This window comes from Chitinophaga pinensis (assembly GCF_007896845.1).
GTDB lineage: Bacteria > Bacteroidota > Bacteroidia > Chitinophagales > Chitinophagaceae > Chitinophaga > Chitinophaga pinensis_C.
The window spans coordinates 206,596-230,359 of the sequence record NZ_VOHS01000004.1; the positions used below are offsets into that span (position 1 = coordinate 206,596).

The following is a 23,764-nucleotide window of genomic DNA, read 5'->3' on the forward strand; positions in this document are numbered from 1 at the left end:
ATGCGCTTTAACTTTCTCATATATACAGCAGTCGCTTCTATGCTGACTTTTCAATCCTGTGATAAAGGATTTGAAGAAATGAACATCAATCCGGATGCATCTACTACCGTACAGCCTGAATATATGTTCAGCAAGGCTTTACTGGATGCATTTGGCAATAGCTACTTCGCTACCGATGTATTGGCTTGTGGTGGATCTATGCAGCATTTTGCTACTTATAAAGATGTACCAGGTATCGGTGATAAATACTATTTCCAGCAGGGTACTTATCCATATGACTATTTCACAACAGGATATACAACAGCGGTGAATGAAATCGGCACTACGATCAACGCACTGAATCCTGAAGTACCTGCAGATGTGAACAAACATTCTATCGCACGTATCTTCCGGGTGTATATCATGCACCGTATTACTGATCTGTATGGGGATATTCCTTATTCAGCAGCAGTAAAAGGATATACTGAAAACGATTTCACCCCGGCATATGATACGCAGGAATCGATCTATAATGACATGTTGAAAGAACTGGATGAAGCAGCAGCGAAACTCAATCCTGCTACGGCTACTTTCGGTGCGGGTGATTTCATCTACTCCGGCGATGTGACAAAATGGAAGAAGTTTGCATATTCCCTGATGTTGCGTCTGGGTATGCGTATCTCCAAAAAATCTCCTGCTGTTGCACTGACCTGGATAAAGAAAGCAATTGATGGTGGTGTGATTACTACAGATGCAGATGTCGCTACAATGAAATATGTAGATGGATCTCAGGCGATCAACCGTAATCCGGCTGCTGCGAGTATGTTGTCAAACGACTATGCTGTCGCTAATGGTAACAATAATACCGAAGGTGGTAAACTGGCGCAGACTTTTATCAACGTACTGAAAACAAATAACGACCCTCGTCTGAATGTAATAGCGATCGTATGGAACGCCGGTAAAGCAGATACCAGTTCCGCTTTACAGAAAGGGATGCCAAATGGTCTGTTGAATAAGCCAGCTGATTTTACCAGTTATTCAGAGCCTAATCCGGCTACGATCTTACAATACAATGCACCTTTTATTATCATGAGTGCGGCTGAAGTAAATCTGTTGCTGGCAGAAGCGGCTGTAGAAGGATGGTGGGAAGGAAATGCGGCGACTGCTTTTTCCAATGCAATCGGGGCTTCTATGCGGAACTGGGCATTGTTTGGTAGCGGAGGTGTGATTGCGTCAGAGAGAATTGCGGCTTATCAGGCAGCACATCCGCTGACGGGTAGCACGGAAGCCATGAAGGCAATGATTGGTCAGGAGAAATGGGTAGCCTTATTCCTTGATGAACAGGAGATACATGCCAACTGGCGTCGCACCGGTTATCCTGCACTGACGCCGGTAAATGTAGCCGGTAATACTACGGGCGGTACTATTCCACGTCGTCTGCTGTATCCACCTTCTGAAGAGAGTGTGAACAGCGCAAGTCTGGCTGAGGCAATCAGCCGTCAGGGAGCGAATCTTATGACAACCCGCGTATGGTGGGATAAAAATAACTAATACCGAAATCATGCAAAACCAGAGAAGATCCGTATTAAAGAAGATGGCAGCCACACTGGCTGGTATAACAGGTATCAACGCAATCGCGAAAGCAGCCGCTCCGGCATTACCTGATAGCACGCCACAGGGCGAAATAGTATATGATCAGGATGTACCGCTATTCTCCAGCTTCAGAGTTCATGGCAACATGGTATTCGTAGCAGGTATCGGTGCTCACTTTGAAGGTGATATCAAGGCGCATACAGACCACGTACTGAAAGAAATGGAGAAAGTGCTCATCAAGGCAGGTTCTTCTATGAACAAGGTACTGAAGGTAAGTGTGTTCCTGCACGATCTGAATGACTACAAAGCAATGAACGAAGTATACAAAGGACGTTTCGGTAGCAACCCGCCGGTACGCACTACAGTAGCTGTTTATGGTGGTGTGCCGGGCGATTCTCTCGTAGAGATGGATTGCATCGCTACCCTCTAAAGGAACGCTTTTCTTTACTCTTTTCTTTTTACATATGAAACGCAGAGACTTATTGAAAAATATGTCTGCAATACCCGTATTCGGTGCATTTGCAGGCAGCGCTAAACTATTGCCCTTAACTGAAGGAGCTGAAGGATCAACCGGAGCCGCAGCAGGTGCAAAAGACTATTTCAAAGAACTGGGTATCCGCACGTTTATCAATGCGGCCGGTACATATACATTCATGACGGGTTCCCTTATGCGGGACGAAGTGATGGGCGCTATTAACTACGCATCTAAAGAATATGTGTTACTGGATGAATTGCAGGATAAAGTAGGTCAGCGTATTGCTAAACTATTAAGTTGTGAGTATGCAACAGTTACTTCCGGCGCAGCAGCAGCAATGACACTGGGAGCGGCAGGTGTATTGACAGGTATGGATGAAAAGAAAGTCGCCCAGCTGCCTTTTCTGGAAGGAACCGGTATGAAGACAGAAGTCATCATGCAGAAAGCGCATGATATCGCTTATGCACATGCCTTGAAGAATGTGGGACTGAAGGTGATCTACATCGAGACAAAAGAAGAACTGGAGAAAACGATCAGTGATAAGACTGCTCTGATGTATTTCCTGAATGCGAACAACTTTGATGGTAAAATACAGGTAGAAGAATACCTGAAGATTGCACAGGCGCATGGTATTCCAACGATGATTGATTGTGCGGCAGATGTACCTCCTGTGGAAAACCTGTTTAAATACACCGCTATGGGCTACGATCTGGTATGTTTCTCCGGTGGTAAAGGTATCCGCGGCCCACAAAGTGCAGGTCTGCTTTTGGGCAGGAAGAAATACATTGAAGCCGGAAGACTCAGTGCGCCGCCGCGTGGTAATACGATCGGAAGGGGATTGAAGGTGAATAAGGAAGAGATCCTTGGTATGCTCGTCGCACTGGAAACCTATCTCGGTACTGATCATGACAAGGAATGGAAAATGTGGGAAGCGCAGATTAAACTGATCAGCGATGCGGTGAAGACTGTATCCGGTGTAGAAACTAAAGTGGTGGTACCACCGGTAGCCAATCATATTCCGACATTACACATCTCCTGGGACCCTAAGAAGATCCCGGCAACAGCTGCCGAGGTCAGGGAAAAACTGCGCAGTGGTAATCCTTCTATAGAAGTAGCCGATGGCGCGAACCAGCATACTTTCAATGTAACGACCTGGATGCTGGTACCGGGACAGGAAAAAATAGTAGCAACACAACTAAAAAAAGTACTGACAGAAAAAGCACTGTCAGAAGCGCATGGTTGATAAATGGTGTGTTTAGTCACCTACAGGATTAAGCAGGGCTGGTAATAATAAGCTCTAAGTTGCCGGCTCTGCCCTGTTTTTAAAACGGTATTCTTTCACGGCGGGTATATATGGAAACCACTCTCCACTCAGGTCTCAACATTAAAAAGTAATTACATGAAGCGCATTATCCAATACCTGGTACTCCTGGTATCAGGGAGCCTTTTATTTGTCAATGTCCATGCTCAGCAATATACCTTATTGATCAAAGGGGGACATGTACTCGATCCGAAGAATGGTATCGATGCGGTCATGGATATCGCATTGTTAAATGATACGATTGCAAAGGTGGCTGCAAATATAGACGTCACTACTGCAAAGAAGGTAATTGATGCAAAAGGATTATACGTCACTCCCGGTCTGATAGATATTCATACACATAACTTTATCGGTACTACTCCCAACCGCTATCTGAATAACAGCTACGATGCGATCGCACCGGATGGTTTTACCTTCCGTTGTGGTGTTACGACAGTGGTGGATGCAGGGAGTTCCGGCTGGCGCAACTTTGAACAGTTTCTGAATCAGACGATCATGCATTCCAAAACCCGGGTGCTGGCATTTATCAATATTGTTGGCGGAGGTATGCAGGGCGGGCCTTACGAACAGGACTTGTCTGATATGGATGGTAAGATGACGGCCCTGACGATACGTCGTTTCAGGCAGTGGGTAGTAGGTGTGAAAGTCGCCCATTATGAAGGTGCGGAATGGGCGCCGGTGGATCGTGCAGTAGAGGCAGGAAAAGTAACAGGAACGCCTGTTATGATCGATTTCGGTGGAAGTAATCCACCCTTGTCACTGGAAGAACTGTTTATGCAACACCTGCGTCCCGGTGACATTTTTACCCATGCCTATGCGAAGGTAAAAGGTCGTATGTCGATTGTAGACGATAATGGTAAACTCCGTCCATTCGTATTTGAAGCCCGTAAAAAGGGCATCCTCTTCGATGTGGGACATGGTGGTACCAGCTTCAGTTATTCGCAGGCCGTACCAGCCTTAAAAGCGGGTTTCTTTCCGAATACGATCAGTACAGATATCCATACCGGTAGCATGAATGGTGATATGAAGGACTTACTGAATGTAATGTCTAAATTCCTGAATATGGGTATGTCTGTGCCGGAATTGGTGAAGGCAACAACATCAGAAGCTGCGAAGGCGATCCGCCATGAAGAACTGGGTAGTTTATCTGAAAACAGTATTGCTGATATAGCGCTGCTGCGTGTGGAAAATGGTAAATTCGGTTTTACAGATGCGAACACCCGTATGGAAGGCGATAGTAAATTACTTTGTGAATTAACCGTTCGTGCCGGCAAGATTGTTTATGATCTCAACGGACTGGCAGCCCAACACAAATAGTCGTTAGCTGGTCACCCTCAATTTATTAATGCTTAATTTTTTAATGCTTAACCGAATGAAATTATTCCACATTCTTCTCTTGCTCCTGCTTCCGCTTTGTGTGCGTGCACAGACGATTCCAAAGGAGGAACTGGTATTCCTGACAGCTGACTGGAAAGGAGAACGTTTTCCTGATGGCAGACCCAAAATACCTGATGCCATCATTGAACAGGCGCGTACCGTCAGTCTGGACGATGTATGGACCATATTGGAAGGGGAGGGGTATCACTGTCAGTTTGATGGAGGGTGGAAGACGATCTATGACAATAAGCCTATTGTGGGACGTGCGGTAACAGCGATGTTCATTCCTGCGCGTCCGGATGTAGAAGCACATGTGAAGGAAAGAGGACAGCAGAAAGGGTTTAAAGGCAATAGTAATTCATGGCCGATACAGCAATTAAGTAAAGGCGATGTGTATGTAGCGGATGGTTTTGGCAAAATAGCTGAAGGTACATTGATCGGCTCTACATTGGGTAATGCTATTTATGCGCGATCCGGGAATGGTGTGGTATTCGATGCAGCCGCAAGGGATCTCGAAGGCCTGAAAGAAATTGAAGGTTTCAATGCGTTGGTAAGAGATTGGGATCCTTCTTTTCTGAAAAATGTAATGTTGTCCGGATTGAATGTGCCAGTCCGTATTGGCCGTGCGGTGGTATTACCCGGCGATCTTGTTGTAACATCCAGTGAAGGGGTGGTGTTTGTGCCGGCACATCTGGCAGAAAAGGTAATTGGTATAGCTGCTTTTATTCAGATAAAAGATAAGTTCAGTTTTGAGATGTTGAAAGCAGGTAAATATACACCCGGTGAACTTGACAACAACTGGCCGGATGCGATCAGACAGGCATTTCTGGAATGGCAGCACAAACAACAGGGGCAAAAACCGATGACCCGTCAGGAGCTCGACAAACTATTGGAGAAACGAACCTGGTAGTCCGATTAAATAATTATGATTGATTAATGTTTCCACTTATGAGTACAATACTTCCCTTTGCCGGGCCTTTCATCATTGCGTGCTGGATCGTACTGGCTATTATCTGCTCCAGACGTGAACAGACGCGCGGTTTTGTATATACGCTGACGATATTCGCAGCAGTGACAACCGCTATGTATTATCCTCAATACTTTTTGACTGTGGGAGGCTTTGACTTGTCGAAGCTGATCACGCCGCTGATACAGATTATCATGTTTGGTATGGGAACAGCGATGAGCTTACGTGATTTCTATGGTGTTATTAAAATGCCGATGGGCGTATTCACAGGAGTGGTATGCCATTTCACCATTATGCCTTTTGTAGGCTGGTTTCTGGCGCATCTGTTTAATTTCCCGCCGGAGATAGCAGCAGGTGTGGTGCTTATAGGAACGGTACCTTGTGGGATGGCGTCCAATGTGATCTCTTATCTGGCGAAAGCCAATCTTGCATTATCAGTGACATTGACAGCTGTTTCTACTATGCTGGCGCCGTTTGTGACACCTTTTCTGATGCGCTGGCTGGCAGGCAGCTATGTTGATATCAGCGTAACGGCGATGATGTGGGATATCTGCAAGATCGTCATACTGCCTGTGGCCGCAGGTCTGGTGTTCAATCATTTCCTGAGTGGTAAGCTGAAATGGCTGGACAACATAATGCCAAAGATTTCTATGTCGGCGATCGCTTTTATTATTGTCATTATAACGGCTAAAGGACGGGAGAGTCTGCTGGATGTTGGAGTATTGCTAATAGTTTCTTCACTGATCCATAACCTTTCAGGTTATGCACTGGGATATTGGTTATGCCGGTTAATAAGGATGAACGAGCAGGATTGCCGTACTATTGCGATAGAGGTGGGTATGCAGAACGGTGGACTGGCAACTGCTATTGCTAAGAATATGGGTAAGATTGCTACTGTCGGACTGGCGCCGGCTGTATTTGGTCCGCTGATGAATGTAACCGGTTCATTGCTGGCTTCGTGGTGGCACAGGCATCCACCTGCAGCAACAATACTTGACGAAAAAGCCGTCCCGCTGGAAACGGAACGGCTGTAGTTTATCACGTATCAATGTGCTGAAAATAACTTGCCGCACATTAAATGAGGTGGAATATAGATAAAGACAAACGGGAATTACAAGTTAAGTGGCTATCAAGATAATGACAAAATGTGAAAAAACTATTCTTTTAAGGTAATTTTTTACAGTTTTTTTTATTAGGGCACTCACTTTGACCCATAAATTGTATTTTGTTATATAAAACCACGTATATGAACAATCCTAAACACCGTAGGGAATTTCTCAGGCAGATGGCATTGTACACAATGGGAGCAGGCCTTTTGCCTTCTGTCCTGGCCGCCTGCAACAACGGCTCTTCTACAAAAGAGAGCAAAGACAGTACCAACGTAGCCGGAACATCTGGTGCTGCTGCGGCAAAGGAGCTGTTCTTTAAGATCTCGCTCGCAGAATGGTCTTTTCATGACGCTTTATTTTCAGGAAAACTGAACCATCTTGACTTCCCGGCTAAAGCGAAGACTGACTTTGGTATCGAGGCAGTTGAGTATGTGAATCAGTTCTTTAAAGACAAGGCAACTGATAAGGCATACCTTGCAGATCTCAAGAAACGTTGTAGTGATAATGGTGTACGCAGCGTACTCATTATGATTGATGGAGAAGGTGAAATGGGAGATCTGGACGTGAAGAAAAGAATGAAAGCTGTGGAAAATCACTACAAATGGGTAGAAGCAGCAGAATACCTTGGTTGCCATGCTATCCGTGTAAACGCAGCGGGAGAGGGCAAACCAGATGATGTATCCAAAGCGGTAACAGAGTCTTTGGCTAAATTATCCGGCTTTGCCAATACACACAATATCAGTGTGATTGTAGAAAATCATGGTGGCAGTTCCTCTAATGGTAAATGGTTATCCAATGTAATGAAACAGGTGAATATGCCGAATTGCGGTACCTTACCCGATTTTGGTAACTTTTGCCTGAATCGTACCAAACCTGTGGATAATACACCACAGGGCTGGGCAGCTACAAAGTGTCTGGAAGAGTATGATCGTTACGAAGGGGTAACTGAACTGATGCCATTTGCAAAAGGAGTAAGTGCTAAAACACATGATTTTGACGCAGATGGTAACTGTATCGAAACAGACTATCGCAGGATGTTAAAAATAGTGAAGGACGCCGGTTATACAGGTCATATCGGAATCGAGTATGAAGGCAGCAAACTCTCTGAAGAGGAAGGTGTGCGCAAAACGCTGGAGTTGCTGAAGAAAGTAGGCGCAGAAATCAGCTGACGCCTGAGATGAATTTGGTAAAACGGAGGTATGTCATATCGATATGCCTCCGTTTTTATTTTAGAGCCGGCGTTCACAGGGGTACAATAATTGCCTGCTCTTTGTTAACTAAACTTTGTGCCCCTTGGATCTTCAATCAGGATATCCTTATTCATTGGTCAGATACGGTCTGCCATTTAATTACCCCCGCCTGAACCGTGACCTTAGTACAGACGTGTTAATCATAGGGGGAGGTATTTCAGGCGCATTAGCGGCCTTTTATCTGACGGAAGCAGGTATACCTGCCATTGTTGTTGATGCGCGTACAATCGGGCTGGGAAGTACCTGTGCGAGCACTTCCCTGTTGCAATATGAGATTGATATTCCCTTGACGGAGTTGTCAGAAAAAATAGGAGAGAAGAATGCCGTCACTGCTTATCATCTTTGTTACGAATCTATCTCCGCATTGGAAAAGATCTGCAAAAAGATAAAAGCACCATGGTTCGACCGGAAGGAGAGTCTCTTTGTGGCTTCTTACAAGAAAGATCTTGCACTGATTCAAAAGGAATTTGCCGCGCGGAAAGCAGCCGGTTTTGAAGTTGATTACTGGGATGCTGAAACGATCAGAAAGAATATGGGTTTTGATGCACCCGGTGCTATCTATTCGGCTGTTGCTGCGCAGACGGATGCTTATATGCTGACCCATTCACTACATCAGTACAATATCGGTAAAGGGATGGAGGTCTTTGATAAAACGGCTGTTACGGATATCGCTCATACCCGCAACGGCGTTACCGTTACTACATCAGAAGGCTATAACATCAAAGCAAAACATCTGGTCGTTGCCACAGGGTATGAGGCCTCCCAATACATCAAAGAACCTTTAATTGAACTGCGTTCTACTTATGCCATCGTCAGTGAAAGAGTAGCGGACGATGATTGTTGCTGGTATAATGATTGTCTGATATGGGAAACCAAAGACCCTTATCTATACATGCGTCCTACGATGGACAAGCGTCTGCTTGTCGGTGGACGTGATGAAGAATTTTATAATCCTTCCCGTCGTGATAAACTGATCCATAAGAAAGCCGCCGCGCTAAAAAGTGATTTCGGGAAGAAGTTCCCTCATATCCCGTTTATACCCGAGTTTAAATGGACGGGTACTTTTATTACTACTGCCGACGGACTTCCCTTTATTGGTAATTATCCTGCAATGCCGCGTACCTTGTTTGCGTTGGGTTTTGGCGGGAATGGCATCACATTTAGTCAGATTGCAGCAAAGATGTTGACGGATATTATCCTTGGTAAAAAGGATAAGGTACAGTCGATGTTTGCGTTTGGAAGAGGAGAGTAGTCTTTTTTAAATGCTTTGCAGTGGCTGGTTTAAAGGTGTATTTGTATGATTTGTCAGTTTGTTCACTTTTTGTTTCCCCAATGTTGTAGCTATTCACTTTTATGCATGTTTGCATGGCATCACAGGGGTGATGTCGTATGCATTATTTTGCATGTATGAATTTAGATACATACCATTGTTCAGTTAATCCTGCCACCGGGTTCTTCGAGTTTTACAGTGAGGGTCCGAATGGGAAGATAAAGAAAGTTGTTAGCTACCAACAATTGCAAGATGATATTTATGGAATGCAGCGATTTAATCTCTGTTTTGGAGATTGGGATGAAGGAAGCCGATGCCCGAACGATGCAAGTGTGACTAATAACGGAGATGTATTAAAAGTACTTGCAACAGTAGCTGGTACTGTTATAACGTTTACTGATAAATATCCGGGTTGCCTGATACAAGCTGAAGGAAGTACGTCTTCCCGGACACGCCTGTACCAGATGAAGATGAAAAATTACTGGGAGGAGATAAAAGGATTTTTTAACGTAAAAGGTTATTTTCAGGGCAGTTGGGAGGTGTTTCGTCTGGATAGAAATTATGAGGCTTTCGTCGTTAGTAGAAAGTGATTCCACTATAATAATAGTTTAGGTTATTACAGAATAAACATAAAAATTGAAATATGACATTGAATACATTAAAAAGAAAAGAAAGGAAGGGGCTTCCAAAATTTAAATATACCATCGATCCGCATATGCAGGATTATTCAAAGGAACCTTTCTTTGTAAAAAAGTATGAATCGGCACTACAATCTTTGGCTACGCGTGGCACTCCTGATATGAGACCTGCAGAGACTATTCATACGTCTTTATAATAAAAATGCATGCTTTGATATCCGGCTACCTGCAGAAGACAAATACTTCCCGTTAACCTATATATCAAAGCATGCATTTTGCTATTCCTGATATCAATCCCTGAAACACTGATATCAATCGGGAAACGTTGCTATCAATCCTAAAACTCAATCATCACCTTATTCTTCTTCACATCAAAACTAAACTTCGCTGTCTCTTTCATTTTTTCCAGCACGCGCTTCAAAGACATTCCCTGAAACTCTCCATTCACACCACCTGCATGCGAAGGATCACCATCCACATAAATCTCCGTACTATACCATTCCTCCAGTTTCCTTACCGCATTCATAAACGGCTCATCATGGAAAACCAGCTTATCCTGTAACCAGGTCTCCATATCTGCCGGATGGTATGTCTCCTTTTCCATCAGATCGATTTCCTTGTTTGCCAGTACCATATTCCCTTTGGCTAATAGCTCCGGCAGTGTATCTGTTTTGGAATGGTAAGACTTTTTCACTTCAACTTCTCCTTTTAACACATAGGCTGTCGCGCCCTGCTGTGCTTCAAAACAACGGATCTTGAAAGCGGCCGGCGTCTTTGCCGTCATTACAAGAATATTGGTTTTGATGGTCAGGGGGAATGCTGTAGTATCAAAATAAGCCTCGCCGTCCAGTAGAAGTGTATGATTGGCGGAGAAATCAGGTGGTACCAGCAGTCGGGAATGACTGTTCAATATTACGGATAGTCCACCGGGTAAGGTGACTTTTGTCCGCTCGCCGATGGCGCCCTCATAAGTAGTATATTGTACGCCTGCTTCCTGAAATCCCCCTAAAACTGGTTTTTTCCCTTGTTTACAGGCAGACAGGAAGGTCCCTGAACAAAGTATAATAAGTACGAAAAAGCCCGCTCTCCGGCGGGTTATAGCATGCTGCTGGTTGGAAGGCACTGGGAATACTGATTTTGATGAAGATATAAAATTAAAGAAAAAAATATAGGAAGGAAGCATTATTGAGTTTAAATAAGGGGAATTTCCTGATTGATTTATTTAAGAAAGGGAGATTTTCATTAGATGTTTTCAAAACGATTGTAATCGAATTGTTATAGTTGCCAGATCATTTTTGCTGAAACCCTGCTGTACGATAACTTTGCGCCCCATGGAAAAGCAGCTATCATTATCATTCGAGAATACCGCCATAGCTTTTGAATCAAAGACAGACAAAGCATTGAAAAAAGCTGACTTCCTGTTTACCAATATAGGTAAGCCCTGGCTGGTGAAAGTAGGAGCAGCGGTTACGCCGTTTGCCCTGAAGATAGGATTACCCATTAAGGGACTGATCCGTAGTACTATCTTCAGCCAGTTCTGTGGAGGCGAAAATCTGCAGGAGGCGGCCGCTACAGCCAGCTTACTCGGTAAATTCCACGTCGGTGTAGCATTGGACTATGGTGTAGAAGCCATGGAAGGGGAGGAAAACTACGATCATGCGGTACCTGAATTCGTCCGCGCGATTGAATATGCCGCAGGCAATCCCAATATTCCTTTTATCGCTATTAAAGTGACCGGCTTCGCCCGTTTTAGTCTGCTTGAAAAACTGCATGCCAACGAAACCCTGACGCCTGAAGAGGCGGCCGAGTACGCAAGGGTACGTCAACGTATTCAGACAATCGCAGCTACAGCCGCTAAACATAAGGTAGGTCTGCTGATAGATGCAGAAGAATCCTGGATTCAGCAGCCGGTAGATGACCTGACCAACGAACTCATGGCACAGTTCAATAAAACGAACGCCATCGTGTATAATACCTTCCAGATGTACCGTCACGACAGACTGGCCTTCCTGAAGCGCTCTTTTGAGAAGGCAGAGCAGCAGGGCTACCTTCTCGGTGCTAAACTGGTAAGAGGCGCTTACATGGAAAAAGAGCGTAAACGTGCGGAAGAGATGGGTTATCCTTCTCCGATCCAGCCGGATAAAGAAGCAACTGACCGTGATTACAATGCCGCTGTAACGTTCTGTATGGAGCGTCTTGATAAGCTGGCTGTATTTGTCGGTACACATAATGAACAAAGCAGCATGCTGGCTGCAAATCTCTTACACCAGCAGGAATTGCCACACGATCACCCACATGTCAGTTTCTCACAGCTGCTGGGCATGAGCGATAACATCACGTTTAACCTGGCACATGCCGGTTACCATGTGTCTAAATACCTGCCTTATGGTCCGGTAAAAGACGTAATGCCATACCTGCTGCGTCGTGCACAGGAAAACACGTCTATCTCCGGTCAGGTAGGTCGTGAATTAGGACTTATCCGTAAGGAAAGAAAGCGTAGAGGTATTTAGGAATTTTATCAGACGATGTAACTTTTCAATATGAAGAGCGTTTCATAACAGTATATACAACTGTTGTGAAACGCTTTTTTATTTCAACAGGAAGCGTCGATTAGGGTGACAGACAAATTCCCTTTAAAACGAGATAAATACTCAATGTTATGAAAAATGCTGTACTGCTTATGGCCGTAGCCATGACCCTTACCTTTATTGCCTGTAAAAAAGATAAGAACAAACCTTCGGGAGACTATGCTTCTCAGCCCAAAACGATCGCTAATATCCGGGGTGAATGGAAGGCGGTGTCATCCCTGACAGGAAATGGATGGATACCCACCACAGAAAAGATCAATATTTCTTTTTCTTCTGATGGCCTGTTTGTCTCAGAAAAGATGATATATGATACCTATAAGTTAGAAATTGTGACTTATAGCAATCCGGCCGGTGATACAGTATTAACCCTCTCTAAAGCTACACAGCAAGATCAGACCGGCGTTTTTTTTATTAACCGGCTGACAAAAGATACTCTGGTCCTGACCAGCGGATATTGTCTGAATTTTTGTTCGGTCAAATATAGCCGTGTAAAATAAGGTAAAGGCAAAATTTCGTTACTTTGCCTCATGGAACAATACCTTAAACTACTCCAACACATTATAGATCAAGGCAGTGTGAAAACAGACCGTACCGGCACAGGTACGACCAGCTGCTTTGGCGCCCAGCTCAGATTTAACCTGCAGGAAGGATTCCCCATGATCACCACCAAAAAGGTGCACCTGAAATCTATCATATATGAATTATTATGGTTTCTGAACGGTGATACCAATATCAAATACCTGAAAGATCACGGTGTGAGCATCTGGGATGAATGGGCTGATGAAAATGGAGACCTGGGACCAGTTTATGGTAAACAATGGCGTAGTTGGGAAACTAAAGACGGCAGAGTGATCGATCAGATCACAGATGCAGTAAAAACAATTAAGAATAACCCTGATTCCCGCAGAATCATCGTAAATGCATGGAATGTAGGCGACCTGCCGGATATGGCACTGAGTCCCTGCCACTGTCTGTTCCAGTTTTATGTAGCAGACGGCCGTCTGAGCTGTCAGCTGTATCAGCGTAGCGCAGACGTATTCCTCGGCGTACCTTTCAATATCGCCTCCTACGCCATCCTTACGATGATGATGGCACAGGTATGTGATCTGGAACCGGGTGATTTTGTACATACTTTCGGAGACGTACACTTATATAGCAATCATATGGAACAGGCGAAGCTGCAACTCAGCCGTCAGCCATTTGAACTGCCAACACTGAAGATCAATCCGGCAGTAAAAGATATATTCGGCTTCAAATTTGAAGACTTTGAACTGCTGAACTATCAGCATCACCCTCATATCAAGGCGCCTGTAGCCATATAAGAGGACCGGAAATATCACTTTATTAATTCTAAAAGTTTACTGCTTGACACTTTCTATAATCGTTGCGGCTTCTGAAAATAATGTAATAGGGATCAATAATCACCTGCCCTGGCATTTACCGGTTGATATGAAATACTTTAAGGATACAACGATGGGTAAACCTATCGTAATGGGCCGTAAGTCTTTCGAAGAACTGGGACGGGTATTGCCGGGAAGACCCAATATCATGATCACCCGCCAGAAAGAATATGCTGCTGAAGGACTGCACATCGTGCCTTCTCTGGAAGCAGGTATCGAAAAGGCCAAAACCTTCGGTACAGAAGAGATCTTTATTACCGGTGGTGGTGAGATCTTCAAAATGGCACTGTCTATAGTAGACAGATTGTACCTGACACGTGTACACGCTATCGTACAAGGTGATACCTATTTCCCTGAATTCGATCCCAGAGGATGGAAGCTGGTAAAGAATGAAAGGCATGAGATAGATGAGAAACATGCACATGCCCTGACCTTTCAGGTGTGGGAAAGAGAACAATAGATCCGTTTCATTGCTCCGGCAATAGATATTATAAAAGCGAATGGCCTGACTGCATCAGTCAGGCCATTCGCTTTTATAAATTATCAGGAAAAGAGTTATCTGAAAATAACCGTTCCTAATCCCTGTGTCAATTCGTTTTCCAATACCTTCAAATGCTTGTGCATCTCAATACACTTTATCTGATCCTCAAATACAGTCGATCGTTCCATCTCCTGCTGATTCTCCATGATCATTTTACGGATCTTTCTTAAGATCAGGTAATTGGTTGTAGAGATCGTATCTTTCAGGTAAGCATTGTCGCCATACACTGTATCGATCTCAAACTTATCTTTCCAGGCCGTACTGAGCTCGGCTTCCTTGTCTTCCATGATAGCCACCACCAGTGTAGCCACATCCTGATCGCTGTGATAGAGGAACCATTTTTTATCCGGCAGATTATCCTGATCATACATCACCTTGTATTCCCGTAGTATACGTTTCACCATTTCATTGTCTGCCAGTGATTCGAAATCATAAGGAAGATGGAAAATATAATCTGCCACTGTACTTTGATCTTCCTCACTGAAAGGTTTATCGCCAAAACGTAGGAGTATCTTCACCAGTTCCCGTTCCTGTTTTTCGTCCGGATTGAAAAAGTTCACCGCCGGTTCACCGCCATTCTCCATCGCCTCCATGGCAGCAATGGCCTCCGGAGAAAGATCGTCATCCACAGCAGGAGCCGCAGCATTGTTATTGGCGTTTTCCCGGTTGAATTGTTGTTCTTTCTTCTGGAAACGTTCGCGGATGAATTTATTGACCAGATTAATAAGCCCCTGCTCATCGATCTTCAGCAACTGACTGCACTGACGGATGTAATCCTGCTGTCTGGTGAAGTCTTCTGTTTTGTCGATCTTGGAGATGGTCTCTGCGATCTCATTTACCAGCTGTGATTTACGGCTGCTGTCATTGCCTGCCTCCTGCATAGAGATCTGCAGCTTGAACAGCACGAAATCCTGCTTGTTATTGGCAATAAATTCACGAAAGGCATCTGCACCTATCTTCTGTACGTAACTGTCCGGATCCTCCTTATCGGGGATTAAAACGAGCTTTACGTTCAACCCTTCCTCGATGGCCATATCCAGCCCTCTCAATGCAGCCTTGACACCCGCATTATCCCCGTCAAAGAGAATGGTCAGGTTGTTGGTATATTTCTTAATGAGTCTGAGCTGATGCTGCGTAAGGGAGGTACCGCTGGAGGCAACAACGTTCTCAATACCCGCCTGATGCAGGGACACAACGTCTGTATAACCTTCTACGAGCAGACATTCATTCAGTTTGTCAATCGCATGCCGGGCGAAATAGGTTCCATACAGTACCCGGTTTTTAACATAGATCTCGTTCTCCGGAGAATTGACATATTTCGGCGCACGGTCGTTTTTAACGAGAATACGGGCGCCGAATCCCAATACCTTTCCGCTCTGGTTATGGATCGGAAAGATCACACGGCCACGGTAGTTATCACCGGGTTGCTCATTTCTGACGGTGACCAGTCCTGTTTTCTGTAGATAATCGAGATTATAGCCTTTGGCAAGGGCGGTTTTGGTAAAAGCGTCCCAGGTGTTCAGACTGTAACCCAGCTGAAACTTGCGGATGGTCTCCTGTGTAAAACCACGTTCTTCAAAGTAACTCAGACCAACATTCTGGCCTTCTTCAGTATTGAAAAGGGTATTGGAAAAGTATTCGCGTGCGAAATTATTGATGATGTAGAGGCTGTCAGCCATCAGCTGTTGCTGTCTGACTTCCGGACTTACCTCCGTTTCTTCAATCGGAACATCATATTTCTGCGCCAGCCAGCGCAGCGCTTCCACATAAGAATACTTCTCATGCTCCATGATGAACTTAATGGCATTTCCGCTTTGTCCGCAGCCAAAACACTTGAATATCTCCTTGCTGGGAGTAACCGTGAAGGAGGGACTCTTCTCATTATGAAACGGACAAAGTCCGAGGTAGTTGGCGCCGCGCTTTTTCAGTTTCACGAAATTGCCCACTATCTCCACAATGTCAATCCGGCTGAGTATCTGTTGTATGGTATTCTGTGAAATCAATGGGCTAAAAATTCAGACAGCAAATTTAAGCAAAATTCACCGGGCAGGAATCTGTTCTTACTCCAATAGCAAAGAGGTGAATAAAGCACTGTAAATCATCTTTATATAGTTGATGATTCCTTGTGTGGCCATAGATAAGCCGTAGATAACCCGTATATAATCCGTATCTATGAAGAATGGCTTATATACGGCTTATATACGGGTTATCTACGGCTTATCTCCCAAATATATTCCTGATCCGACCCTTTTAATGAGCCGATAGCCACCTTTCTCATTTCAGGAGGAAAACTGGCTCAACTGATAGTAAATCAGCTGAAATACTGCAGCGAAAAGTAACATATGGTAAAAAAGTACCTTAATAGGGTAATTTAACATGCCTTTTAAAGAGCAGCATATCCTAATTTCGGTTAACACGTTTTCGAAAACCAAAACAGCACTACCAAGAGGGGACAGATTTGTGTTAACGCATTTTATCAATAACGACCAACGGCTGGCGGCACGCCTGCGCAATAGTGATCATAACGCTTTTGAGGAATTATACGCTACCTATCATCAGTTACTGTACGGTACTGCCTATAAATATCTGAAAAGCGATACGGCTGCTGAAGATGCTGTGCATGAAGCTTTCGTAAAAGTCTGGGTACACAGGGCAGAACTCGATCCTGTACAGGGCGTACGTAATTTCCTTTTTAAATGCCTGAAGTTTCATGTATTGAACCTCATCCGCGATCAGAAACGCAGCCTTTCCAAACAATATGAACTATTATACAATGCCGCGGCTGATCACCGTGACGCAGAGTCCACTGTCATCCTGAATGACTACAAAAAGGTAGTGGACCGCGCAGTGGAAAGTTTGTCCGCCCAGAAGAAAAAGATCTTCCGTCTCCGCTCCTATGAAGGACTGAGTAACGAAGAAGTGGCGGAAAAACTAGGATTGTCCATTAATACCGTCAAATTTCAATATGCCCAGGCCAGCAAAACCCTGCGACACGTCCTCAAGATCATGATGAGTACCTTCTTCTGCCTGCTAATTCTCCTTGTTATCTTTTTTTAAATTTTTTTTCTGTTGGTATAATACTTTTCATTTTCCCGGGTGTAGTATTATACAGAACGTAACGACTTACTTGTTGATTTTATCATTGTAATCCACATTATGGAGCTATTCGACCAAAGTCTGCTACATAAGTACGAGCATAACCAATGTACTCCTGAAGAATACGAAAGAGTACTGGAATGGTTTACCACGCCCGAAGGACGGGAATATCTGGAAACTGCAATGACGCAGGAACTGGACAGTGAAAAACCAGACATGCTTATGTCTACATCACAGGCGGCAGACCTCTACCAGCGCATACTGGATACTACAGGTCAGGAACAGTTACGGCATCGCCGGAACCGCCGGTTTACAGGTCTCAAAGTGGCTGCCATGTTATCGGGCTCGATCCTGCTCGCCTACGGCGGATGGAAGATGTTCGGTGATCATCGCGCTACTGTTTTTCAAACAGCTTACGGAGAAGTACGTACTGTCGTATTGCCCGATCAGTCGGTTGTTACACTGAATGGCAACAGTACTTTACGCTATTCCGGCAAATGGGATGAGAACAGCAATCGTGAAGTATGGGTAGAAGGGGAAGCTTTTTTCTCTATCAAACCATCCTCTGTTCCCCGTTCATTCATGGTGCACACTGCCAGTAAAATGGATGTGGAAGTACTGGGTACCAGCTTTAATCTCGTCGATCGTCATGGTCGTATGCAGGTAGTGCTGAATAGCGGAAAGGTAAAGCTGCACAGCAGTAAAACACCGGAAGAAGCGATCATTATGCAACCGGGAGATCTTGTTGAATACAAGGAACAGGTGCGCACAAAGGTCAGGAAGAATACCAACGCACAGAGTTATTCATCCTGGAAAACTAACAATCTTCATTTTGAAAATGCCAGCTTCGCAGAACTGGCACAATTGTTAGAAGACACCTACGGCGTAACTGTAGAGATCAAAGATTCAGCTTTGTTACAGCAACAATTTACAGGGACTGTACCGGGACAGCAGATCGATATGTTGCTGGAAGGGCTTTCGCAACTATTTCACCTGAAGGTGAGCCATGTTGACAACAGTGTCATTATTGAGAAGGAAAACTAATTAGTAAAAACAAAAATGCAGTAAAAACTGCTGGCTGGTGTACAACGGCAGGCAGTGACCGCAGCAGAGGTAATCACTCAAATTTAAATCTCATGAACAAGTTCATTAGTGCCTTTATGGCTGCTATGGGCATGGCATGCTATTGCCATATGCCAGCAGAAGGGCAGGACCTGGCCTCGCTGGGAAAACCCCTACGCCCTCTTGAAAGATCACAGACAAAGTCATTGAAAAATGTGCTGGATGGGCTTGAAGTAAAATATAATGTGCACTTCATGTACAAAAGCAATCTTGCAAAATTGCAGTTGTCACATGTAGAAAACACAAAACATGCTTCTCTCGAAGAAGAATTGAAAAACATCACCAGTCCTAATAAGCTTCGCTATAAGAAGATGGGTGATAGCTTCTATATCGTATTCTCTCAGGATGATGAACCTGCGGACGCACCGCCACCTGCTGGTGAAAACACACCTGCACAACTGGCGGAAACACTTGCTGTCGCAGCGCCTGCGGCAATTCCTGTAAAAGGTACCGTCACTGATGATAAAGGTCAGCCGATACCGGGTGTGACTGTACTGGTAAAAGGTACATCTAATGGTACAAGTACGGGTACAGATGGTTCCTGGTCTTTGCAGGTGCCTGATGAAAATGCCGTACTGGAATTTTCCTTTATCGGTTATACCAAACAGGAAATAAAAGTAGGTAACCGTACTTCCTTCGCAGTAAAACTGATGGCTGATGTTACCGCGATGAATGAAGTAGTCGTAGTAGCTTATGGTACACAGAAGAAAGTAAATGTCACTGGTGCTATCGCAGCTGTTGACGGAAAAGACCTGAACTGGAAACCTGTAGGACAGGTATCTTCCGCGCTTCAGGGGGTTGCTTCCGGTGTAACAGTTACTACCACCAGCGGTCAGCCGGGTGTAGATCAGGGTACAGTACGTATCCGTGGTGTCGGTACAATGAATAGTACAGATCCTTTAGTACTGGTAGATGGAGTGCAGATGAATATGAATGACATCGATGCAAATGATATTGCTTCTATGTCTGTATTGAAAGATGCTGCTTCCTCCGCTATCTATGGTGTGAGAGCGGCCAACGGTGTAATACTGATCACTACTAAAAGAGGTGCTTCCGGTAAACCGAAAGTGACGTACTCTAATTATTTTGCATGGCAGACACCTGCCCGTCTGGCAAAATATGTAGGTGCGAAAGATTTCATGAATCTGGCGAATCTGACAGCGTCCAATTCAGGTGGTTCTGCTTCCTACACAGCTGCACAGATTGCTGCATACGATAATCCTAATCGTGATAACTTCACTAATCCGGACAATTATTGGCTGGATGCTATCCTTACCGGTAGCGGTTTTCAACAGGAGCATAGCCTCGGCATCAGTGGTGGTACAGAAGATGTGAAATATCGTTTCTCTACAAACTATTTCGATCAGACAGGTCTGATCAAAAACATGGATTTCAATCGTATTACGGTACGTCTGAACACAGATATCAATGTTACAAAGAAACTGAGCTTCAATGCTGATATCGCTGCACGTCTCGGCGACAGACAAGAGCCACAGGGTGCTTCCGGTTCTGCATGGTATCAGTTCGGACAGGCGGCTATTATTAATCCGCTATATCCGACCAGATATGCTGATGGCACATGGCCGGTGATCAGAGGTGGACAGAACCCGATCCGCCTGCAGGAAGAAGGTGGCCTGTATCAGTATAAAAGCAATCTGTTTACAGGTAACTTTAAAGCTACCTACAACCTTGTAAAAGGTTTAAAACTGACCGGCCTTACATCCGTTAACTACAGATCCGATTACAACAGCGTTCGTGAGAAAACACTGATCTATTTCAAAGACCCGGGTACGAATCAGGATCCGCTGCCACTCGGACAAAACTCAGTGAAGAAATCTTATCAGGGCTACTGGTTCCGTAACTATCAGGGATTAGCGGAATACACCCACAACATCGGTAAACACAACTTTACTGTATTGGGTGGTGCTTCCCGTCTCTCAGAAACGACTGATGACCTCAGCGGCTACAGGGTAAATCTGGCTGGTGGATTGAACCAGATCGATGCAGGTGAACAGAACGGACAGATCACAGAAGGTAATGCAGTTGCTTACTCTCTGGTATCATTCTTCGGCAGACTGAATTACTCATTTGATGATAAATATCTGTTTGAAGCGAACCTTCGCCGTGATGGTTCTTCCCGCTTCTCCGATGGACAGAAATGGGGCGTATTCCCGTCTTTCTCCGCAGGATGGCGTATCTCCGCTGAAGAATTCATGAAAGAAGTTTCCTTCATCAATAACCTGAAACTGCGTGGTTCATGGGGTAAACTGGGTAATGATGTGATACTGGACAGAGATAAATTGACCACTAACTACCCTTACCAATCACAATATTACTACAACAGCTATCCTTTTGGTGGTGTACTGAAACCAGCTGCCGGTATTACGATCTATCCCAACTCCGGTCTGACCTGGGAAACTACTGTGATGACCGATGTGGGTGTTGATGGTACGATATTCAAGAATCTGGATTTCACCTTTGACTATTATGTGAAGAACACGAACGACATCCTGTTGTTCCTGCCGATCGCTCCATCCATAGGGCTGGATCCTTCTGCACAGAATGCAGGTAAAGTGAGAAATAAAGGATGGGAATTCGCACTGAACTATCGCGGTAAGATCGGTGAATTTAACTACAATGTAGGCGCTAACCTGTCTGATGTACGTAACAGAATCATTGATATTAAGAATACAGATGCGATATCAAGGGACAATAACTACATCTATACAGGACTTGTAACCGGCAATTCAATCGGTAGTTTCTATGGCTATCAGGTAGAAGGTATCTTCCAGAATGCAGCACAGGTAGCAGGACATGCCACACAGCCATTCCCGACTACAGGTGCAGGTGATCTGATTTATAAGGACCAGAATGGAGATAAGCAGGTAAAAGAAGGTGCAGTCGATAAAGGTGGCGACATGGTATATCTGGGTAGCAATATCCCAAGATATACTTATGGTATTAATCTGGGGGCAGACTATAAGAATTTTGACTTTACCGCTTTCTTTCAGGGAGTAGGTAAAGTGGATATCCACACCTTGCCGATAGAAAGAGCACCAACCAATACAGATGGTAACTTCAGAGAAGAACACCTGAACAGCTGGACGCCTGCAAATACCGGCGCTGATTTCCCAAGACTCGTAAGCACACTGCAGAACTATCAGTCCTCTTCTTACTGGGTAAAAAGCGGTGCGTATGTGCGTCTGAAAAGTGTGCAGCTGGGTTATACATTGCCTTCTCATATCATGAAACGCGCAGGCTTTGACAGATGCCGTCTTTATGTAAGTGGCCAGAACCTGCTGACCTTCTCTTCTCTTGCAAGTGATATTGATCCGGAATCTCCGAATGATAGCAGGTACTACCCGCAGGTGAAGACATTCACTTTTGGATTAAATGTGCAATTCTAAACTAAGCAGCCATGAAGAAATTATCAATAATACTTATACTGGCAGGTCTGGCATCGGTGTCAGCCTGTAAAAAAGTACTGGATGAACAGCCACAGGATGCTGTCAGCCGGGAAACATTTTGGTTGACAGAAGACGATGCGATCAATGCAGTCAATAACTGTTACCGTCGCCTCGGAGATGTGGATAACCGTATGTTTATCTCTTGTGTTACAGATGATAGCTATGCCTGGAGTAACTGGCCGAGTGACGCAATTTATGTGGGAAATGGTAGTGCTTCTATCAGTACCGGTATGTTCGACAACTTCTGGAGCAACTTCTATAAGATGATTGCTTCCTGTAATGATGTACTGGAAAATATTGACAGAGATAAAGCATTATCTGAAACAATGCTGGCCAGACTGAAAGGAGAGGCCCGCTTCATCAGAGCATATGCTTATCAGCAACTCATCGGGCTGTATGGAGATGTGGTATTAAGAACCACTATTCCACCTACCAGCGAGTTTGTAATGAAACGTACGCCACGTGCAGAAGTGGCGGCATTTATCGTGAAAGAACTGGACGAGATCAGTGCTGATTTACCTGTAACATATGAAGCAGGAGATGAAGGACGTGCGACCCGTGGCGCAGCGCTGGCATTAAAATCACGCGTACTCCTGTATGAAGGACAATATGCAGAAGCGGCTACGGCAGCACAGGCAGCTATGACGCTGGGTGCTTATACCATCGATCCTAATTATCTGAGCCTCTTTGATGGTACGAATAAAAATAGCAAGGAGATCATTTTCTCTGCCCGTTACGTGAAAAATACACAGCCTAATGCGATGGCTACATGGGTAGGCGGACCTTCACTAGGTGGCTGGTCTGAGATCACACCGTTACAATCACTTGTAGATGCATACGAAGGTACAGACGGTCTGCCTATAGCGCAGTCTGCCGTCTACGATCCCGCACATCCGTTTGAGAACCGTGATCCACGTCTGAAAATGACAGTGGTAGTACCGGGCGTACAGGTGAATGGCGTAACGATCGATGTAACCAAACTGAATAGTCTGGATGCACTAGGTAAAGGAAACGCCTCCTTTACTGGTTATTATTACAAGAAATATATTCCCCGTGATATTCAGGGTAACTGGGATAATAACTCCTATAGTGACGTGGTGTTAATGCGCTATGCGGAAGTATTGCTCAATTATGCGGAGGCGAAAATTGAAGCAAACCAGATTGATCAGTCCGTATATGATGCCATCAATCAGGTAAGACAAAGAGCTGACGTGATGATGCCGTTGTTGACGACTGCAAAGGTGAGCGGACAGGTAGCCCTGCGGGAAGCGGTAAGAAGAGAAAGAAGAGTAGAGTTTCCGGTAGAGGACAATCGTCTGTTTGATATCCGTCGCTGGAAGATTGCAGCAACTGTAATGGCAGGGCCGGCATATGGTATCCTGAACAATTTCGATGCGAACAGAAAAGATGATTACGGTAAACATGTACTGGCGGAACAGCGTAGTTTCCAGGTACCACGTGATTATCTGTGGCCGGTACCACAGCGTGAGGTATCCCTCAATGCGGCAGTATTGCCTAATAATCCGGGCTGGTAAAAATAGTGGCCGTTTCTGACGGAAGGAACGGTTATG

The 23,764-nt window shown here is 44.7% G+C and carries 19 protein-coding genes; 17 read left to right on the forward strand and 2 right to left on the reverse strand.

Going from position 1 to position 23,764, the window contains the following annotated elements:
* The 9 genes from FEF09_RS05850 (at position 1) to FEF09_RS05890 (ending at position 9,931) form a co-directional block, all read left to right on the forward strand.
* Positions 1-1,530, forward strand: coding sequence for a SusD/RagB family nutrient-binding outer membrane lipoprotein (locus tag FEF09_RS05850; RefSeq protein ID WP_261387352.1), 1,530 nt, complete (start codon positions 1-3; stop codon positions 1,528-1,530).
* Between the two features lie 10 nt (positions 1,531-1,540).
* A complete protein-coding gene (locus FEF09_RS05855; protein WP_089816117.1) occupies positions 1,541-2,002 on the forward strand; it encodes a RidA family protein in 462 nt (153 codons plus the stop codon).
* Positions 2,003-2,036: 34 nt separating this feature from the next.
* Positions 2,037-3,290, forward strand: a complete 1,254-nt coding sequence (locus FEF09_RS05860) for an aminotransferase class V-fold PLP-dependent enzyme (protein WP_146304242.1) — start codon at positions 2,037-2,039, stop codon at positions 3,288-3,290.
* A 156-nt stretch (positions 3,291-3,446) separates the two neighbouring features.
* Positions 3,447-4,685 carry an amidohydrolase/deacetylase family metallohydrolase gene (locus FEF09_RS05865; RefSeq protein ID WP_146304243.1) on the forward strand — a complete coding sequence of 413 codons (1,239 nt, stop codon included), beginning with the start codon at positions 3,447-3,449 and terminating at the stop codon, positions 4,683-4,685.
* Between the two features lie 55 nt (positions 4,686-4,740).
* Positions 4,741-5,655: an RraA family protein gene (locus FEF09_RS05870; RefSeq protein WP_146304244.1), complete on the forward strand. Its 915-nt coding sequence runs from the start codon at positions 4,741-4,743 to the stop codon at positions 5,653-5,655.
* Positions 5,656-5,693: 38 nt separating this feature from the next.
* Complete coding sequence (locus FEF09_RS05875; RefSeq protein ID WP_146304245.1) at positions 5,694-6,746, forward strand: bile acid:sodium symporter family protein; 1,053 nt, start codon at positions 5,694-5,696, stop codon at positions 6,744-6,746.
* A 212-nt stretch (positions 6,747-6,958) separates the two neighbouring features.
* Positions 6,959-7,990: a sugar phosphate isomerase/epimerase family protein gene (locus FEF09_RS05880; protein WP_146304246.1), complete on the forward strand. Its 1,032-nt coding sequence runs from the start codon at positions 6,959-6,961 to the stop codon at positions 7,988-7,990.
* A 124-nt stretch (positions 7,991-8,114) separates the two neighbouring features.
* A complete protein-coding gene (locus FEF09_RS05885) occupies positions 8,115-9,323 on the forward strand; it encodes an NAD(P)/FAD-dependent oxidoreductase (RefSeq protein ID WP_146304247.1) in 1,209 nt (402 codons plus the stop codon).
* 155 nt (positions 9,324-9,478) lie between these two features.
* The gene (locus FEF09_RS05890; protein WP_146304248.1) at positions 9,479-9,931 is read left to right on the forward strand and encodes a DUF6934 family protein; all 453 of its coding nucleotides are present in this window, start codon (positions 9,479-9,481) and stop codon (positions 9,929-9,931) included.
* Between the two features lie 385 nt (positions 9,932-10,316).
* Here the strand turns inward: FEF09_RS05890 and FEF09_RS05895 are convergent, their stop codons facing one another.
* Positions 10,317-11,102 (reverse strand): FecR family protein, encoded by a 786-nt coding sequence (locus FEF09_RS05895; protein WP_186774202.1) that lies wholly within the window; start codon positions 11,100-11,102, stop codon positions 10,317-10,319.
* 208 nt (positions 11,103-11,310) lie between these two features.
* Between FEF09_RS05895 and FEF09_RS05900 the strand changes: the two genes are divergently transcribed.
* The 4 genes from FEF09_RS05900 to FEF09_RS05915 all read left to right on the forward strand — a co-directional run bounded on the left by FEF09_RS05900 (position 11,311) and on the right by FEF09_RS05915 (position 14,427).
* Positions 11,311-12,489, forward strand: coding sequence for a proline dehydrogenase family protein (locus tag FEF09_RS05900; RefSeq protein ID WP_146304250.1), 1,179 nt, complete (start codon positions 11,311-11,313; stop codon positions 12,487-12,489).
* Between the two features lie 149 nt (positions 12,490-12,638).
* A complete protein-coding gene (locus tag FEF09_RS05905) occupies positions 12,639-13,064 on the forward strand; it encodes a hypothetical protein (RefSeq protein WP_146304251.1) in 426 nt (141 codons plus the stop codon).
* Between the two features lie 30 nt (positions 13,065-13,094).
* Positions 13,095-13,889 (forward strand): thymidylate synthase, encoded by a 795-nt coding sequence (locus FEF09_RS05910; RefSeq protein ID WP_146304252.1) that lies wholly within the window; start codon positions 13,095-13,097, stop codon positions 13,887-13,889.
* A 43-nt stretch (positions 13,890-13,932) separates the two neighbouring features.
* The gene (locus tag FEF09_RS05915) at positions 13,933-14,427 is read left to right on the forward strand and encodes a dihydrofolate reductase (RefSeq protein ID WP_146304253.1); all 495 of its coding nucleotides are present in this window, start codon (positions 13,933-13,935) and stop codon (positions 14,425-14,427) included.
* 95 nt (positions 14,428-14,522) lie between these two features.
* Here FEF09_RS05915 and dnaG read toward each other — a convergent pair whose 3' ends face one another.
* Positions 14,523-16,511, reverse strand: coding sequence for a DNA primase (dnaG, locus tag FEF09_RS05920; protein WP_146304254.1), 1,989 nt, complete (start codon positions 16,509-16,511; stop codon positions 14,523-14,525).
* A gap of 457 nt (positions 16,512-16,968) precedes the next feature.
* Here dnaG and FEF09_RS05925 point away from each other — a divergent pair, with 457 nt between their 5' ends.
* The 4 genes from FEF09_RS05925 (at position 16,969) to FEF09_RS05940 (ending at position 23,728) form a co-directional block, all read left to right on the forward strand.
* Positions 16,969-17,565, forward strand: coding sequence for an RNA polymerase sigma factor (locus FEF09_RS05925; protein ID WP_186774203.1), 597 nt, complete (start codon positions 16,969-16,971; stop codon positions 17,563-17,565).
* Positions 17,566-17,664: 99 nt separating this feature from the next.
* The gene (locus FEF09_RS05930; RefSeq protein ID WP_146304256.1) at positions 17,665-18,648 is read left to right on the forward strand and encodes a FecR family protein; all 984 of its coding nucleotides are present in this window, start codon (positions 17,665-17,667) and stop codon (positions 18,646-18,648) included.
* Between the two features lie 92 nt (positions 18,649-18,740).
* Positions 18,741-22,133 carry a SusC/RagA family TonB-linked outer membrane protein gene (locus FEF09_RS05935; protein WP_146304257.1) on the forward strand — a complete coding sequence of 1,131 codons (3,393 nt, stop codon included), beginning with the start codon at positions 18,741-18,743 and terminating at the stop codon, positions 22,131-22,133.
* 11 nt (positions 22,134-22,144) lie between these two features.
* A complete protein-coding gene (locus FEF09_RS05940) occupies positions 22,145-23,728 on the forward strand; it encodes a RagB/SusD family nutrient uptake outer membrane protein (protein WP_146304258.1) in 1,584 nt (527 codons plus the stop codon).
* Positions 23,729-23,764 lie beyond the last annotated feature (36 nt).